Genomic DNA, 17,546 nt, shown 5'->3' with positions numbered 1-17,546 from the left:
GGCTTTGGATTAAGTGTAGCAACTCAGTAAACAACCAACCATTAAACACGATACGATCATGTTACCACTAATGAGCAAAGTCGCTACCTCCCTTTTGTTGAGTGCCTCTACCCTTTTCAATCCCACCAATCCCAAGGCGCTTTCTTTCGAGGCCAGTGTTTATGTTACCCTCAACAATCAGATCCGGCTGGCCGTCCAGAAAAACGCCGAAGTACCCGTCGTGGTGCTGCTACGTAACAAAAACAATGATGTGCTGTATCGGCAGCACATCAGCAAGAAGGAAGCCAGGTATGCGGTGAAACTGGATGTGAGTGAACTGGCCGATGGGCAGTATGAGCTGGAGATCAAATCGGAGAAAGGCAGCATCCGCAAGCAGTTGACCCTGGCTAATCAGCCCCTTCAGCCTATCACCCGGACGATTGCCATGCAGTAAGTGCAATCAAACAACATCAGGAAAACAGCTCCGGCACTTGTCGGGGCTTTTTTTTGCGTGCCCCTTACAAGAGTCTTTTAAGTTTCTCACGCATTGTTTGACCAATCGGTTGTGATTAAAACTCATCAGCCCGGCAAAAAGGAAACGGGTAAGTAAACAGGGAGCCAGACTTTTGTTAAAACAGCCAGCAATCAAGAGACTGCTGGCTGAGTGAATTACTTGACATAAGACAGAAAAATCTGCCCCATTTCTTAACAGGAAATAAAGGATCATGATTTGATATGAGAAGATTAAATTATGATACGTTTCCATTCCACTTATGAATAAGCTTATCACCATCGGCTTTACCGGCAAACGGCGTTGCTACCTCAACCTAGCAAGAGATGAAGCCATCGCCCGTTATATACAAAGTGAAGCCCTGTTTCAGGCTGACTTCGACGCTATGCTCACTAGTGGGTATGCAGATGTTAAGGAGATCGAGTTTATCGATGAATTTGGCGCCTACGAGGTATATGAGATTTAAAAAATTATGCTACAGTAGAGGTTGCTTAATTAAACAATTGGGCCTACTCTTTGCGTTGTACTACTATATCCAGACAAACTATTTATGGAAGATCAACCAGGCAAATCCCAATCCTTTGACGAACAAGCGGCTGAGTCCGGTTCAGATATTCAGGAAATTGATCGTACGCCAGACGAAGGCATTGTAAAGAATATCGATGAGTTGAAAGAGCTGATTGATGAAAATCACCCTGACGTGAAACCTGAAGATCTGCTTTGAACAATGGCATGACACTATCAATGTTCCGGTTAAGCTCTGTCCGGTTAAATTGTGTAAGTCAAGGCCTATAGGATACTTCATATTTTTTAGGTCAAGTCTTGACTTATGCGGTTCATCTTTTATGAACCCCTGTCAACCCCAGCATGCCTGGCAACGCGATTACGGTTTCGCTCCTGAAACCGTTCGCCCGCGCTTTTCCGCTACTAAAAACCGTATTGTTATCAGCCGCTTTCCCCTCCATAAATCAGGGTTGCCAGCTAACGAATAAGAGCCATCTACATTCAGCGTAGTAGCTCGTAGCCTAATAATAGCCCCTTTTTTGTCGATAGCGGCTTTATCCCTCAGCACTTCATAAGTTGGTCCGTCGTAGCCGCAGTCGGGCATGACATCCTTGTTTTGACAAGCCGTCAATAGGAATAGTGAAAGAAGAATGTGTGATGTGTTTTCATTTAGATCAGCTTATGAGCCGACTAGAAACGCACAGGCGATTTGATGTCGGCGAGACGTTTCGTCTATTAAATAAACACAAACTTTCCTTATTGCAAACACTACGTTAGATTCACGCAAGTCTGATAATCAAGCATTTATTAACTGTATTCAGGCTGTACTTTTAGCTGATTCTGATTTTTAACAATTAATCCCAACTTATATTACGTTTACCTATTACCCTTAAAAACGGGTCACTCACCCAAAAAGATCTACCATTCACCCAGGCATAATGGCATGTGAATCAGCTAATTCGGACATTTATCTGCTTCCTTACCATACCTGTTTAATTCAATGGATGTCTCCTCCAGGTACTACAACATTTTAAAAAGTAGAGATCGAAATTTCCTTAGGCACCTTTGGGGCTTTTTGGTGTCTATTTATCGAGTCGGCCGAAATGAGGTAAGGCGGGTAACATCATCAGTAAACCCCAGCAGTCTTTTATACATTTCCATAACGTATTACAATACAGAGAATAGTCAACTGCATACGCATCAGTTGTATTCGCTGAAATAGCTACGTGAATACGATTCGACACTCACCCAGACATTGAATTACTATTTCAACAACACTTTGCTTTTTTCAGTTAGCCTACACGCCCAAGAGTTCTATCCATCTGGCACCCTTAAATCGAAGCTATTGTCATGGAACAACCGGTACGGATTGCTTATTTAATCTTCGCCCACAAAAATCCAGATCAATTAGGACGATTACTGGGAAAGTTATACTACCCAGGGTGTATGTTTTACATACACGTCGATGCAAAATCAACCGCAAAACCCTTCGCATTAGCCGCCACCCAGGTACCATCAGCGAGCGTAACATGGCTGACCAAACGAACAACTGTTTCATGGGGTGATTTTTCGTTATCAGCCGCTTATCTAAACGGGTTTCAGACAATTTTACAAAACAGCCCGGAACCAGACTTTATCATTACGCTTAGTGGCCAGGATTATCCAATCGTACCAAACCAGGTCTTACACAAGTGGCTGGCCAATCATATAGACCAGACAATCCTGGATTATGATGTTGTTACGGAGGACAGTCCTCACCTGATTGAGCGCGTAAATCGATATTATTTATCCATTAAACCGCACCGCACGATTGTTTATCCGTATCCCAATCCTCAGGATTTTAAGAAAAAGCTATTCAATGCAACGCTACGTCTGAGTGGTCTATTTAGTTTTCCCCGACAGTTTCCGATGGGCCACCAAATGTATTTCGGCACGAACTGGTTTCAGGCAAAACCTGCCACAGCCCGCTACCTGGTAGAGTTCGCCCGGTCAAACCCATCCTACGTAAAGTTCGCACGCACTACGTTTGTACCCGAAGAATTTTTCTTTCAGACTATTCTCCTGAATGCACCTGACACTATCCGGAGCACCCTTTACAATCATCGCATGACATTCATGCAATGGGACAGACCGGAGGGCAGCTATACCAAACCGATTTCGGTCAATGAGCTACCAGCTATGCTACACTCGGGCAAGTTTTTCGCCCGGAAATTCGATGAAACGGTAGACAGTTAAGTCCTCGATCGCCTGGATCAATGGTTGACAGGTATCACCCCATTGAAAAGACCAGGTGAATAATCATCGTAATCTATCTACCACGCCTTGAAACACATCTCCCTATTGATGACCATGTACATTAATTAAACCCATTCACCTTTCTGAAGCTGCCCTTATAAACAACTACTACCAAGGAGGTAGCTGTTTGATTTAACAACTTCAAAATAAAGACATGGCACAACGAGTGGAGATTAAGTGCATTAACAAAACAGACCGTTATAGTGCACACGAAAGAATTCACACTATTGGGGGGACAAACGGAGACGGAAGTCGCTGGAAAATGAGTGTTGCAGCCGCTATTACAGCGATTGAAAACGGAACCTATGCTTTCTATGTAAATAGGGGTGGCAACTCAGTTGATGTAATAGTTGCTACAAATAACGCAACTAAGTACTTGAAGACGAAAAATGACGGACTACAACCCGACAATCTATTAAGTTTGCCTGAATGCCCCGCTTAATAGGCTGAAAGTATTTGTCGAAGAAGTAATGGTCTTCATGAGCATACAAAAATTTATGCTCATGAAGACCTCTTCCATTATAGTTTGTATTTCCTTTTATTACTACATAGCTGCTGAGTAAAATAAGATATTATCAGGTTTTATCTTCGTTCACACTCCAGTCTTATGATAACCCGCACCTTACCTGTTTACGCAACGGATCATGATTTTTACGATGCACTAAAACGTCGTGATGAAAGCGCATATCAGCTATTTTATGCCGATGTTTTCCCTAAGTTTCAGTACTGGATACTTAGAAATAATGGTACAGATATGGATGCGGAAGATGCTTTTCAGAAAGGATTGATGAATTTTCTACTTAATCTTGAATCAGGAAAATATGAGTTTCAAGAAAGTACACGTGTTACTACGGTGGCATTCGAGTATTGCAAAAAAGTCTGGTTTACGGAATTAGGCTCTGCTCGATTGAAATACCGCGGAGTTATGCCTGATCATATAGATACAGCAGATACCAGGGACGTAATCAAGGATTTGGAGCGAAAGGATACTATCAATTCCGTTCAGCTAGCGCTACGACAGCTTAAAGAAGATTGCCGAAAATTACTCGAATGGTTTTACGTAGACGACGTATCCTTACGAGAAATTGCAGATCGACTTGGAATGAAAGAAGAGTCGATTAAATCAAAACGATACCAATGCGCCGAAAAGTTGAAAGGTTTCTTACCTGCAAACCGCTAAGCAATCAGAACTATGAGATTGACGGAAGAACAATATGAATTAATTGAGGCTTATCTAAAAAACGAACTATCACCAACGGATCGGACTTCATTTGAGGTCGACATACGGGCTGATGAAGCACTTCAGATGGAGGTTGATCGTCAGCGCGACATTCGGATGGGCTTACAAGCTTTAGGCATCCAGCGAGCGCTTCAACGAGCAAAAACGCAGTATGAAGCATCACTTCCAACAGCTACGTCAGCCACCCCGAAACTAACCGTTGTGCGGTCAGTATCTTCGTGGCGGTATTGGGCTGCGGCAGCTTCGGTGGTAGTCGTTTTGGGCATTGGCTATTACGCGTATCAGCAAACCGAAAGCCGACAAACCGATCTGGCCTATACCGAAACGGCTATTTCTGGCACTAACGATGAGCTTATAAAAAGCTTCCCTTCTGAGCATATTGCACCTGAAACGCGTACCCAATTTTTAGCCGCGTTTAAAAACTATGAGGCCGGAAAGTATGATCAGGTCATTGAGCAACTCAAAACGCTGCCCGACGACAAACAGACGATTCATTATAAGGACTACTTTTTAGGCTTAAGCTACCTGGCCAATAAACAACCAAATCAGGCAATTCCTCTGTTGATAGAAGCGCAGGAAACTCCTTTGCCCGAACTCCGACAGAAAGTAGAATGGTTTTTAGCATTGGCTTACGTCAAGAATAACCAAAAAAGGTTGGCCTTTCCCATCCTGAAACGAATCAGTACGGAAAAAGCCAACCCTTTTAAAGCCCTAGCACAAAAAGTACTGAACAGGATTCACTAGTCTGATTTTATTGATTGAACAACGTTTGTACTTCGCTATCTGTCAATACCCGACGATACATACGAATATCGTCTAGCGCTCCATAAAAATAATTAGTATCACTTTTTCCTTGTGCTCCAAATTTCAACTCCCCACCAGGGCAATAATCTATACCATTAGCAGAGAAATCGGTTTTTGTGTACAATAATTGTCCGTTTATGTACATGCGCCCAACTGTTCCACTGTATGTAAATACAATGTGATACCATTTATTAAGTTCAATTCCACTAGCGACCGTAAGTGTCTGCCATTTACCACTTTGACATTGACTTCCTTGTTTGATGTCAGTGTTTATTGTAATACCTGGAGCACCTATCGTAGGTCGAATTAGCGCACTGTACATTTCTGAAGTGCCGTTAACGAAATTTGATTTATTATAAATCTGCATCCATCCGGTCGGATCAAGCGAAAGTGAAATAGGCTTAATCCATATACTAATAGATATAGCATTGGTCTGATTTAGTGTAGGGCTGTCATTCATGTATAAATAATCGCCTAGGCCATTTAATAGAATAGCCGCGTTTGACTTTCCTTTACGATCACTAGTAAATGTAGGGTTGCCAACTGGGTTTACATTGTTGTTATTCCCGCTGATGTCAGAGCGCGAACCATCAGTGAATGACACTGAAGCAATTAAATCTTGAACTAATGTGTCTACTTGCGTCGTAAGAGACTGTACTGAGCTATATTTATAAGTCCCATCTGGAAGCTTAGCATAAGCACAGTAATAATACCGAGTGTTTGGAGTCAAGTTGGCCAAATCCACGTTTATATTAGCTCCAGCTGCAGGATTGGCTATAGCTTTGGTCATTGAATTCTCTGCTCTTGGCGTAGTATTGCTCGATGAATAGCAAATGCCGTATTCAATGGCAGCCGGATTGCCTACATTGAGTATTACCATACCAACCGTACTCGTCGTAACCCCTAACGTTGGTGAACCTGCAACACTGACCGAAGGCTCGGACCCAGTTTTGAACGTTTGTACTGGATCAGAGTACCCCATCTTGGAAGAAGAATTAACTGCAAAACTGCGAACGTAGTAAGTTGTATTCGGCTGAAGGTTAGGCAGTGCGAATTGAACAGGTGTATTTATATCTATATCCCCTGGCTTATCAACTACATATACACTGTCCTTGCCCAATTCTGGGTTCATATTAATCCTTGAATAACAGATACCATATCGAGAAATATTGGCATTTCCTTTGGACGTTACAGTCATACCAAACACTGCGGAATTAAGTGAAATACTAGTAGCTGTTTGTAAACTTACTGTCGGTGAAGAGGCATCAGCTACTGAAACAGGAAACGATGCTATTGTTTCTTGCCCACAGGAATTGGACAGAGTAGCTTTGGCCGTGTAGGTTCCTGACGTTGGATATGTATAGGTGGCTGTTAATCCAGTAGTTGCAGTAGTGCTTCCATTGCCAAAATCCCAGGTTACTTTATCAATCGTTCCAGTACTATTTGTAATTGAAAAATCAACCTTACGTTGCTGTGGTTGCGCCGTTAGTGTACCCGACGGTTTCACACAGTTACGTTGAGTTTTACGCGTGGGTAACTCCCATTTGTCGCAGCTTAAAAGTAGACTCGAAATAAGGCAGGCGAACGCAACGCTTGCTAAAAAAGTGAATATCGTCTTCATTATTAATCGGAAAGGTCGCCTTGTGTGGATAAAATCAGAATGTATAACGGACAGCTAAGCCCCACGACTGGGAGGATGGATGGATGTTTAAAGCGGTCTTGCGAGGTTTCGGCTTATGAACCAGCAAGTACACTTCGGCAATAGTGGCTACCGCAGCAACGCCAATACAGGCTGTAAATAAACCGTTCTTCTGTTTGGCAGATTCGGCAGCATTATAGGCGTCGTTATACTGACGGAAGGTATCAGGATTGTCTATAATACCAGTACCACTAGGATCGGCCGACTTACTAATCTGATTGAGCGCGTCTATTTTAGTCTGATAATCACTACGTAGCAATACGGCAAACGCACCTGCGCCAACAGCAACGATTCCCGTAAATACTTTTAAGCCAATATGTTTGGAGTACTTAGGCCGCAGAAGGTCGTCAATAGTCCGAACTTGAATTAGTAGCGTTTCCTTTTTAGTCGTGTTGGCAAACTTGATGGCTTCTGTATAATTATTCCTGGCGTCCTGATACCGTTTCTGATTGAATAGCTGATTCCCTTCACGCTCGTAATAATCGGCAAACTGATTTTTAGTGATAGCATCGTCGGGGTTGAGATTCAGCAGTTGACTCAACAGGTCAACTACCTGTGTGTTTTTGCCCTGCCGTGTTGCATCCTCAACCTTTTGACGTAGTGCTAATCCGGTTGCACATTCTTCAATCTGCTCTTTAGCATACTTATCATTTTCAAAACCGGGCACTTCCAGACAGTTCTGATATTGCCGTTTGGCCTCGAAATACTTGCCTTCTCTAAAAAAATCGTCACCTCGTTTTTTGTATCGGTCGTATTCATCATCGACAGTAACAGACGATGTTGACGTACCACCCAATACGTTAATGGACGGTGAAAAAACAAATGACAGGAAGAGGAATAGAATGAACTGGTGTAGTGGTTTATTCATAAAATTGGATTACTAATTGGTGCATTGTTTGATTTTTCGGCGAACTTCTTCGGTGTCTTTCAGCGCCTGCGCTACCTGATACCAGCCTTTTGCTCCTTCTAATTCATCACGATCAAAAATTCTATTCGCGATTGTCATATAGGAGGCATAGGCAGCATCGGCCTTCGCTGTGTTCAGGTCTTGCTCTTTTGCCAGCGAACGAGCATTTGTAAAGTTGTCTATAGCTTTTCCCTTATTATTTCCCTTCGAAATTGCCTGCTGTCCATCTTCAATAAGTTGGTCATATTTATTCTGGGCTTCCAGTTTAGCATTCGTCAGATTTTCTTTGAGAATTGGCTCAGCAGGTTTTAATTTTTCTGTTTCTGGAGTTGGGGCAACTACTTTTGGTAGTACTGGTGCTAGCGTAACATTTTCGGCCGCTTTCTTCTGGATTTCTTTTAATGCTGCCGTATGCAATGCCGATACATCCTGGCGTGTAGGATCAAGTTTCATTGCTCCTTCAGTTAGGATTAAAACTTTTTCGAAATCTTTTATTCGATAAGCTCGTCTTGCCTTGTCGAGTTTTTCGTTAACATGTTTATCTATTTCACCTTTTGTCTCACCGTGGGGTTCTATAATGGTTTTCCCTGTAGTTGGTGGAGAGACAGGTTTAGTATCAATGGGGGGAATAACAGTTGCGGTTAATACTTGCTCAGGCTTCTGCTTCTCCCCTGTTTCTGCTGTACCCCTCAAATTAATATACAGCGCAAACCCACTTATTGCTACCGCCACAGGAACCACAATTCGCCAAGGGAAAGTCCGACTCGTCGGATTAACTATTGGTGGGGCAACAATAGCCTTAGGCGATGCTGCACTTTGAAAAGTCGGATTTGTATTTTTTATTACAGGAGTAACAGTTTCAAAACCTGAAGTTGATTTTGTGGCTGTTTTAACAATAATTGGTGCACTTGGCGCTACGTAGACATCCGTGCGTTCTTCCTGATAGGCATCCGTTAATTCTGACTCCGCAACGACAGGCTTGGGGCGAAGTTTCTCTATGCAAAAAGCTAAGCCACGAGCGGCTGTTTCCTGAGTAGGAGTAAGCTGTAGCACCTGCTCATAGCGGATCTTTGCATCTTCAAACTGTTGGTGCGCAATTAGAACATCAGCCTCGGTTAATAAACTCTCTATATGCTGCCGGTCAAGAGCAGCTTTACATTCAGCGATTCCTTTTTCAGCTTCCGGATGCTGCTCTCGCTTTCCAAGCACTTGCTCATATAACGAAATAGCCTGATTGTAATCATGGTGATTAACTAGCTTTTGGGCCTCCTCCATTAGTTGTGGAATACCGTCCAGCAAATCCAGCAACTCTGTTTCTTTACGAGCCCGCTTATGAATATCACGGACTAAACAGCGCCGAATCATAGACTGGTAGGGTTCGCTAACCTGATGTAGGCGAGCAGGCAACTCAACCGTTATGATTTTCTTTTCTATCTCGCGCCGAACAGATTGTTCACTAGCGTTCCTTAAGTCAGATCGAAAGGGTTTCTCGCCCGTAAGCATTTCGTACAGGATAATGCCAAAAGCCCACAGGTCAAGGTTGAAACTAACCTTGCTGCCTTCAATCTGTTCTGGAGCCTTATACGATGGCGTACCACGGCCGTCGCTCAGATCGAAATCTGAACTATCCAGTTCGTCATCACTTACCAATTTACTTAGGCCAAAATCAGCGATTTTAGGGATAAAGCGCCCAGCATTATCGCGGGAAATTAGAATGTTAGCCGGTTTAAAATCGCGGTGAACGATGCGATGACGATGTAAATGTTGCAGTCCCAATAGGATACCCCGCGTAATATCATAAATCTGATTAGCTGTCAACTTCACGTGCCGGAGCAAATCAGCCAGATTACCATCCGGGTAGTACTTCATGATGGCAAAGTCACTGACACTCGTATCGGTTTCAAGTCGATGGCAGGCATCATACCGGGCAATATTAGTCTGACGGGGAACGCTTTGGGCTAGTTCAACTTCAGCTTTTAGCGACCTTATGTCATTCCCTTTGAATTCACTGATTTTAATGGCAACCCACTCGGTATCAACCTGATCTTCAACTTTAATGACACGGCCATAAGAACCACTACCCAATAAAGCCCCTTGATCGTTTGGGCGGATTGGATAGCGTCGTTTAAATTCTTGAAATGAAGTAAACGTTTGAGCCATAGTTTACAATTATATTATACTATCTATGTAAAAAGTTATAATTCAAAGATAAGATAAAGCCAGGCTATCTGGAAACCGACCATAGAATACCGGAGCCTGACGCCCCCGCGTTGTTTGCCGGACATAAGGAGACACGTAGCGATGAAGCTCGCGTATGGTTACAATTTTATCGTGATCAAGATCAGCTTTCCCGTAGAGACCTTTCAATAAATAGTGGGTGAACGCTCCCCCCGCCAACTGACTAGTCTCAATCGCGTACTGGGTCGACCGACTGGCCAGTAACATAGCTACATTACTAGTGGAGCCAGTTTCTTTCGTGATCACCTGTGCTACGTTACGTTGCTTTGTCTGCTGAGTCATACTACCCGACAGGCAAGCATCGGCAATACACAATTTGGTCGTTGCCTTTGACGCATGAAAAGCGGATTTAATGTCGCGATGCGTCAATAATTTATTTGTACATCCGGGCACGACATCATAAGGCACAAAACTATCTGGTAAGCCATGACCTGAGAAATAGAGAATAATACGGTCACCTGCGTCAGCATCGCGAAACAAGGTTAATGCCAGTCGAATATTTGTCCAGGTTGCCTGTTGGTTTGTTAGAAGCCGAATATGAGAAGCCGCTACGTTACCCCCCGATTTGCTTCGCAGAAATTGAACGACCTGTCGGGCATCTCTATCCGCGAAATGTAGATCCCCTGTTGCATAAGAAAGAGCCTTATAATCAGAAATCCCCACGACCACTGCATAGGTCCGTCCAATGGCCATTGTCTGGACATTGAACCATAAGCATAAACCCAGTAGCCAATACGTTAGCATAAATATTGGGAAGTACTAACCGTTTCCGTTAGTTCTGACTGTAAAACACTGTTGATACTTATCAAATAGCCTGAATAGTTATCCTTTGTCTGCCCATCACATAGCGCGACTAACGACGCCATTTTCGCCTGATCGGGCATACTGCCAGCTACTATGGTTTCCAAGGCATATTCGTCTACTTGTTCTAATACGCCATCGGTACACATAAAGAAGTAGTCTCCTGGCCGGATATCGGTTATACTAGTTACGTCCGGTATTACGCGAGTTGATAAACTCGGGCTTTCGCCGGAATTTAACACTACAGCCCGACTAAGTCGATTGCGCCAGGGATGTGTTTGCGCCTGTATGGCTGTAATAACCCCCGCTTCCACCATATCATTTACCTGCTTGTGGTCTTTCGTCTGAAAAATCACCTTCCCCGCTCGTAGCTGATAAATCCGACTATCGCCAATATGCGCTACTGTAACGCCGTAGTGATGAAATTGAAGTAAGGCTAGTGTTGATCCCATTCGATTGATCAGCGAATGCTGTCGCAAATAGTCATGATAGGCCCTATAAACCTGATCGAGAGCGGCCTGCAAATGCACCAGATCAAAAACAGGATATCCCATTGACTCCGCATAGTTTGCTACACCCTGACACAGCAATTGACTAGCGACCTCTCCTCTATCGGCACCACCCATTCCGTCACAAACGACGAATAACTGTGTCTGCTCGTCGGCGGTGTTCCCATCAGGAAATAATGTATCCTGATTAATGGACCGTTGTCCAATGTGGGAAAAAGCAAAGGGTAAATTTGACTTAATAAGCATAAGTTACTCAGTACGATCGGGATTAAATGCCAGGTCAACTTTATACGTTTCAAGCATAGCAGCAGGAATTACAAAATGAGTCAGGCGAAAACTGTCAATTCCACCTAAGGTTATAATGCCTTCATTTTCAACATCAATGTTCTCTGTTTTCTGTAGTTGGATGCCGTTTAAAAACGTACCATTGAGACTGTACTTCATTTCCTGTTGATTGCCATCCATGGCCCCATCCTGAAGCTGATAACGTAATTGACCGCTCCACTTATCGAACGTAACGGTTAATGTGCAATGTCGACGGCTAATAAAACATCGCCCGTTGTGTACAAGACGTTCTACCTGAATAGTACATGAGTCCGCTGTACCAATAATGTTACAGCCCCATTGCAGCGGATATATTTTTTCGGGCTTGCCCATATAAGTCAACTGACCAAAATCCGGCAACCCCTGTGCAATGGCGTCATCATACTGAAACGCCGTTCGTAGGTCATTAATCGCACCACACCCAACATGTGAGCAAGTAATCGATCCCCGCTCCGCATCGGCAGCCCGAACCATAATCCGTCGACCACATTTCTTGCAATCAATAAGTGTTATTTTGAATCCGCTCATATGCATTATTCATCCATATCGTGTACATCGCCATTATTGACATACGTATCATCGTCTGGTTGATGTGCATCAGCCATGTAGATAGTATCCTCATCATCGGCTTCGTGCGACTCCTCAATAGTATCTATTACTGGGATTGGGGTAGATGCATCCTGTGTTGAGACATCCGGTGTGAGGATTGAATCGACCACTTCTTTTGACATGCTTTCTTCCAGGCTCTGACTAAACTGATCATTAGAAAGCACAAATGCGTGATCAACTTGGACTACTCCAGTCAATTCACCATCTAGTGAGTCATAGCGGTAGACGGTATCTAAACCCTGATCACCAGTCGCATCCACGACCCGGTAGGTGTGCCCATCAGCTCCATCCATGACCAACGTATCAATAATGCCATCCTGATCGAAATCAAGCCCCATTACGCGCTGGCCATTCAAATAGCCTTCAATAATGGTAGGTTCCGGTGCTGGTACTGTTTGAGTTGGAACGTCGCTCTTAATGATAGTAGTCGGGTCGTATGACTTAACTGGTAGTTGCTCATGCGTAACTAGTTCGGTAAAATCCAGCCGCTGCTGTATGGACAATTCATTCCATTCGTCCTTCAGAAACGTATTATACCAGTGACCATGCCAGCCAAACACGCCAAACATACCGACTTCACTACGAGCTGCGGCAAAGGCTTCCTCAAACGACATCGTGTCCGTTACTTTTCCCGCTACATCAATTTCACGTGGCAGTTGTATAAAAGACTCCTTTAGTACATCGGGCATTTCAAAAGGTATTCCGTCTTTGGAGCTATGTTCCTTAATCTTTTGTACGACTGCCCAGGCGGCTCCTCCTAATAGCATAGCAGCCGCTGATATTCCCAATCGTTTCTTTTGTACAGTATTCAGACCACTTTTGGTTGACGTAGTGGATTGGGCTAATGGATACGTATCGGTTTGTAAGTCAGTTTGGTCAGAAAGTTGTGCCATGGTAGCTTGAAACAGGTAAAGGTGAATGATGTCTATTTATCTGACTTATCTGGAAAAGGTGAATGAGAATAGCGAAGTTTTTTATTTGACCCAAATAGCCTGACAACGCCGACAGGTTTTCTGCTGAGCCAGTAATTCCCATTCTCGCCTTATAAAGGGATCACGGCAGGTTGGATTAGGGCACCGATACTTCTCTTTATACTCCTTGTCAATGATTTCTAACTTTTCGTCTATTGACAAAAAGGTCGAGCATAGGGTTGGTATTAACATGCTTAACCCAGCACCTGACATTATCTGAATAAAAGGTAAAGCGCCACCACCTGTTGTCAATACAGCACTTACTCCAATAAGAGAGGATAGAATAACGCTACCCGTTCGAATCATTTTTTCTCGGTTTCGACAATCCTTCCGAAGTTTTGGATACTGATTATATACTTGCTGAAGCTCGGCAAACTCACTTGTAAAATCTAGCGGGGCTTTTTCCTCAGTTGGATTAGGGTTACTAACCGCCTGAGCTGATTGGCCTAACGCTACCTGTTTAGCTGGGTTGATAGTTAAGAAATCAAGTAGTTGATCAACTGTATAATTTGTGTCAGCTAACCGTATTATATCTTTCCTGTCAATGACTTTGCGAGTAATTCGCATGTGGTTGACGAACGTACCATTTTTACTCGCGAGGTCCTCTAGTACAAAGCTGGTATCTGTACACTTAATTAAACGCGCATGCTGTCCACTTACCTTTCCATTGGTGATTATAATTGCATTATCCATCTTTCGCCCAATAGTAAAAATGGGTAGTTGGCTCAAATTATCAATCAGATGTTCAATTTGCTCTTCGCCAGAACTTACTATCGAAGCCATAGAGACGTATATTAATTAATGGACAATCCCTTGATCAGCTTTAAAGATTGTTACTTCCCAGGTACATCAGTAAAAGCTGGAAAATATATTAGCCCATAAGCTTTTAGTAACGAATCACTATCCTTTGGCGTAAAATACGATCATCGGCGGTTTGTACCTCGGCTACATACGTACCACTCTCCAGGTTATCCAGCCCAATTGAAAAACTATTCCTTGCCACTCCGCTCCAGCTCTTGACCGCCTTACCCAGAATATCTCGAATTATGATACCTGTAAAGGTGATTTTGTCGGCAGTGAAATGTAGCAGCCGATCTGTCAGCAGTGGGTTAGGATACATTTGTACAGCAGGTTCGCTTGGTTCCACACCTAATATCAATGGTCGAGCGCTCGCAATATTACTATAGGGCGATTCTGATGCATTTGTATACAGGCGAAGTCGATAATAATACGTCCCTAAAGGGTCGGGCAAAGTAGCATCATTATAAATTGCAGTTGTCCCATTCAGTGAGGCAATCTTTATAAAATTAGTCGGTGCACCATTGGCCCGTTCCAGAATCTGATTTTGATCGGCAGATGGACTTGTCCAGGTTAACTGAACTTGTTTATCCGATAGAGCCTTCGCCGATAGGGATGTCACTGGCGCTAGCGCGTCGGCAATTGGTACCTCATCAAATGAAAAAGCTCTCATACCACGTGTATTCCGAAGGGTTGGCCCATCATAAAAAGCGGAGAAGTTGTCAGAGAAAAAAGCAGGTAAATAACGAATGGTCTTAGCCCTAGCAGAGGCAAAAAGACTCAATATAATACGATTACCACTAGCCGATCCATTAGTAACCCACCATGGATTACCATCGAGCGAAAAGTAATCTTTTTGGTAGCGTGTAACTACTTTTGCGCCCGTCTTTGTATTGTAAAGTGTCGTATCACCTTGCCAGACCATTTGCATCTGGTCGTCAAAAACCAGCGTAATCGTATCCTTTCGGGCATTGTAGAATGCTTTCTTAATATCGGGCGAATTGATTTGAATCGTATCTTTTGAACCATATACATCACGGGCTATCTGCCGGAACTGCTCAAATGCTAATCGCTGATAGCTAGCAGGAGTGTAATGTATACCGTCGTAACCGGGTGTTCCTACAGTTGCAATAGTTTCTACATTTTTAAACAAAAATTTTGTTCGTCGTTGAAAATCACGCAAGGCGGCAGAACCATTCTGTGGATTAGCCAAAATGTTAATTTGGCCTACATAGAGACGAACATCACCGTAGTCTTCCCTGAATTGATTATACAACACTTTGAATTTCTCATCATATCCGGCTGGATTTCCTCCTGTCTCTGCTTCCCCCTGCCGCCAGATAATAGCTTTAGCTTGCTTAGCTACGTTGGCCCACTGCGCTCGGTAGAGTAATTGTCCATAAGCGGAAAAAGTATTTGCATGGTTATTAGGGTCACGGGCTATCAAATCGTCAATATTCGCACCGCCCACCGCTCCATTCAGCACACAAGTTGGAATACCATAGGTCTGAAGAATTAACTTCTGCAAAGTAAGTCCTATTGCTCCTACACTACGATAAGGCTGTTTAGCTGGATACCAGGCCATTTCAGCGGGTATATTTTTCGATGAGTCAGGATAGGTACAGGTACGTAAGTAGGTATCATCAAAATTAGTAGAATACGTAGTGTCAAGACCTGCCCAGCCTAAAGCATTAGATTGACCATGTATGATATATACATCTCCACAAACAATCCGCTTACGCTCGGCGACAAGGGTCGAATCAGATCCTTTATACAGATAAATCCGGAACGAATATTCAACTGGCTCAGCCTTAATGACTGTGCTTAATCTAAACACGGTATTACTAGATGCTGGCACAATAGACTGACTAACTACTTTAGACACAGTTTTATCACGCAATACTTGCATGGCAATTTTTGCATAGCCAGTACTATTTACGGTACCACTTACAGTAACTTCGGCTTGACTATTAGCATCACGTGGATATAATTGCAGATCGCGGGGTATTTGATTAAAGGTTACTTGAGCACTCGCGCAGAAACAGTATAAAGAGAAAAAAAGGCTCGTACACAGTTTATTCATAGGCTTTCTTTTGGCACAAAGTTATTAGATGGTTAATTAGTGTATACTGAGCTGAACAAGTCGGCAATAGAAGAAAACAAAAAAGTATAATGAAGGCGAAGTAGGTAAAGGGATGTTCATGGGTGTGGTATTTCTAACAAAGAAGGCGCATCCTTTCAGTTATTCTTACTGAATTTATTAATCGGTCATAAAAATGGGGCGAATTGACAAGAATTCAGGGTGAATGGTAAATACGCTTTACCTAATTAGTAGAAGTAGAAGCAATAGCTCGGGCGAAAGCATACTATATGATTACATATTATGACTGAAACGGGGCGGGTCAAAAGCGACTGTTAGATATTGACCCGTTTAATACTCTTATACTCCTTTGAATAAACTGCCCTATATGTTTCAACCGCCGTGCAAACCGGCATAAACATAAAAAAGCCAGTCAATCTTTCGACTAACTGGCTGATTATCTGGGATTATGAATGTCGGGGTGGCAGGATTCGAACCTACGACCTCCTGCTCCCAAAGCGTGATATTTAGGTTAATTATCGTTTATTTCTCTTTGTTAAATACCTAAAAATCAGCCATTTAATTAATATTAACTTATTATCCTTTATTGTAGGTACAACACCATTTATTATATTTGTTGTACCTAACGTTGTACCTAAAAGCGTTGGGTACAACAATGGGACGGACAACGGAATCTAAAGAAGGAAAGGCAACCGTAAAGGTAATTTACCGTAACGTTAAAACCCTTGCTGATGGGTCTCATCCGTTTTGGCTTCGTATTACCAAAAGCCGAAAAACAACCTATGTGGCTACCGGATTCAGTTTGCATCCGAAGTATTGGAATGACAATTATAGTAGCTATCGAGATGCTATACGTAAGAGCTACCCAGAACCATACCGGAACGACCTAATTATTGATCTGTGAGTAGGCTTGTAAAGATTGCCTCTTTGGTTCTGTATGGCAGCATACAAACCATCTGACTACGAATTGTTACGTCGGCGATGTGCCGAATTGAAAGGCCAAGGCTGGAAGCAGTCTAAAATTGCTCAAGCATTGGGACTTACTGAGGGCTGGGTCAGTCGAACCCTGACCAAATATCGCCAGCAGGGCCAGGCTGGTTTAGCTTGGCGAAGGCCCAGTGGACCCGACTGTCGTTTAACCGATCAACAAGTCGTCCAACTGCTTGCTGAACTCAACAAAGGAACTGAGCATCATGGGTTTTCGGGAGCGGTTTGGACTCGACCTCGGGTGAATGACGTGATCAAGAATCGGACCG

19 protein-coding genes are annotated in these 17,546 nt (G+C 43.2%); 9 read left to right on the top strand and 10 right to left on the bottom strand.

Annotated features, from left to right (window positions below):
- Positions 1-58 precede the first annotated feature (58 nt).
- From ACYVEA_RS08505 to ACYVEA_RS08495, 3 genes are all read left to right on the top strand, one after another.
- Positions 59-433 carry a DUF3244 domain-containing protein gene (locus ACYVEA_RS08505; RefSeq protein ID WP_461113003.1) on the top strand — a complete coding sequence of 125 codons (375 nt, stop codon included), beginning with the start codon at positions 59-61 and terminating at the stop codon, positions 431-433.
- A gap of 319 nt (positions 434-752) precedes the next feature.
- Entirely contained in the window at positions 753-956 is a 204-nt protein-coding gene (locus ACYVEA_RS08500; RefSeq protein ID WP_461113002.1) for a hypothetical protein, read from the top strand.
- Positions 957-1,040: 84 nt separating this feature from the next.
- Entirely contained in the window at positions 1,041-1,214 is a 174-nt protein-coding gene (locus ACYVEA_RS08495; RefSeq protein WP_461113001.1) for a hypothetical protein, read from the top strand.
- Between the two features lie 159 nt (positions 1,215-1,373).
- Here ACYVEA_RS08495 and ACYVEA_RS08490 read toward each other — a convergent pair whose 3' ends face one another.
- Complete coding sequence (locus ACYVEA_RS08490) at positions 1,374-1,625, bottom strand: hypothetical protein (protein ID WP_461113000.1); 252 nt, start codon at positions 1,623-1,625, stop codon at positions 1,374-1,376.
- A gap of 719 nt (positions 1,626-2,344) precedes the next feature.
- Here ACYVEA_RS08490 and ACYVEA_RS08485 point away from each other — a divergent pair.
- The 4 genes from ACYVEA_RS08485 to ACYVEA_RS08470 all read left to right on the top strand — a co-directional run bounded on the left by ACYVEA_RS08485 (position 2,345) and on the right by ACYVEA_RS08470 (position 5,273).
- Positions 2,345-3,229, top strand: coding sequence for a beta-1,6-N-acetylglucosaminyltransferase (locus tag ACYVEA_RS08485; RefSeq protein ID WP_461112999.1), 885 nt, complete (start codon positions 2,345-2,347; stop codon positions 3,227-3,229).
- 214 nt (positions 3,230-3,443) lie between these two features.
- Positions 3,444-3,731: a DUF3892 domain-containing protein gene (locus ACYVEA_RS08480; RefSeq protein WP_461112998.1), complete on the top strand. Its 288-nt coding sequence runs from the start codon at positions 3,444-3,446 to the stop codon at positions 3,729-3,731.
- A 165-nt stretch (positions 3,732-3,896) separates the two neighbouring features.
- On the top strand, positions 3,897-4,469 hold the full coding sequence (locus ACYVEA_RS08475) for an RNA polymerase sigma factor (protein WP_461112997.1): 573 nt from the start codon (positions 3,897-3,899) through the stop codon (positions 4,467-4,469).
- 12 nt (positions 4,470-4,481) lie between these two features.
- Positions 4,482-5,273, top strand: a complete 792-nt coding sequence (locus ACYVEA_RS08470) for a tetratricopeptide repeat protein (RefSeq protein ID WP_461112996.1) — start codon at positions 4,482-4,484, stop codon at positions 5,271-5,273.
- A 7-nt stretch (positions 5,274-5,280) separates the two neighbouring features.
- Here the strand turns inward: ACYVEA_RS08470 and ACYVEA_RS08465 are convergent, their stop codons facing one another.
- The 9 genes from ACYVEA_RS08465 to ACYVEA_RS08425 all read right to left on the bottom strand — a co-directional run bounded on the left by ACYVEA_RS08465 (position 5,281) and on the right by ACYVEA_RS08425 (position 16,272).
- On the bottom strand, positions 5,281-6,840 hold the full coding sequence (locus ACYVEA_RS08465) for a LamG-like jellyroll fold domain-containing protein (protein ID WP_461112995.1): 1,560 nt from the start codon (positions 6,838-6,840) through the stop codon (positions 5,281-5,283).
- 148 nt (positions 6,841-6,988) lie between these two features.
- On the bottom strand, positions 6,989-7,900 hold the full coding sequence (locus ACYVEA_RS08460) for a tetratricopeptide repeat protein (protein WP_461112994.1): 912 nt from the start codon (positions 7,898-7,900) through the stop codon (positions 6,989-6,991).
- A 12-nt stretch (positions 7,901-7,912) separates the two neighbouring features.
- Complete coding sequence (locus tag ACYVEA_RS08455) at positions 7,913-10,099, bottom strand: protein kinase domain-containing protein (RefSeq protein ID WP_461112993.1); 2,187 nt, start codon at positions 10,097-10,099, stop codon at positions 7,913-7,915.
- Positions 10,100-10,141: 42 nt separating this feature from the next.
- A complete protein-coding gene (locus tag ACYVEA_RS08450; RefSeq protein ID WP_461112992.1) occupies positions 10,142-10,921 on the bottom strand; it encodes a caspase family protein in 780 nt (259 codons plus the stop codon).
- A complete protein-coding gene (locus ACYVEA_RS08445) occupies positions 10,915-11,733 on the bottom strand; it encodes a PP2C family protein-serine/threonine phosphatase (protein WP_461112991.1) in 819 nt (272 codons plus the stop codon). The genes ACYVEA_RS08450 and ACYVEA_RS08445 overlap by 7 nt, the downstream gene beginning before the upstream one ends.
- A gap of 3 nt (positions 11,734-11,736) precedes the next feature.
- Positions 11,737-12,339 (bottom strand): FHA domain-containing protein, encoded by a 603-nt coding sequence (locus ACYVEA_RS08440; protein ID WP_461112990.1) that lies wholly within the window; start codon positions 12,337-12,339, stop codon positions 11,737-11,739.
- A gap of 5 nt (positions 12,340-12,344) precedes the next feature.
- Complete coding sequence (locus ACYVEA_RS08435; RefSeq protein ID WP_461112989.1) at positions 12,345-13,313, bottom strand: hypothetical protein; 969 nt, start codon at positions 13,311-13,313, stop codon at positions 12,345-12,347.
- A gap of 81 nt (positions 13,314-13,394) precedes the next feature.
- Complete coding sequence (locus tag ACYVEA_RS08430) at positions 13,395-14,174, bottom strand: FHA domain-containing protein (protein WP_461112988.1); 780 nt, start codon at positions 14,172-14,174, stop codon at positions 13,395-13,397.
- Between the two features lie 103 nt (positions 14,175-14,277).
- Entirely contained in the window at positions 14,278-16,272 is a 1,995-nt protein-coding gene (locus ACYVEA_RS08425; RefSeq protein ID WP_461112987.1) for a sialate O-acetylesterase, read from the bottom strand.
- 673 nt (positions 16,273-16,945) lie between these two features.
- Between ACYVEA_RS08425 and ACYVEA_RS08420 the strand changes: the two genes are divergently transcribed.
- Positions 16,946-17,194 (top strand): Arm DNA-binding domain-containing protein, encoded by a 249-nt coding sequence (locus tag ACYVEA_RS08420; RefSeq protein ID WP_461112986.1) that lies wholly within the window; start codon positions 16,946-16,948, stop codon positions 17,192-17,194.
- A gap of 33 nt (positions 17,195-17,227) precedes the next feature.
- On the top strand, positions 17,228-17,546 hold a 319-nt coding region (locus ACYVEA_RS08415; RefSeq protein ID WP_461112985.1), incomplete at its 3' end, for a helix-turn-helix domain-containing protein.

The organism is Spirosoma jeollabukense, from assembly GCF_054777855.1.
The sequence above is the reverse complement of the archived record's forward strand: the minus strand, read 5'-3'. Positions and strand labels throughout refer to the sequence as shown.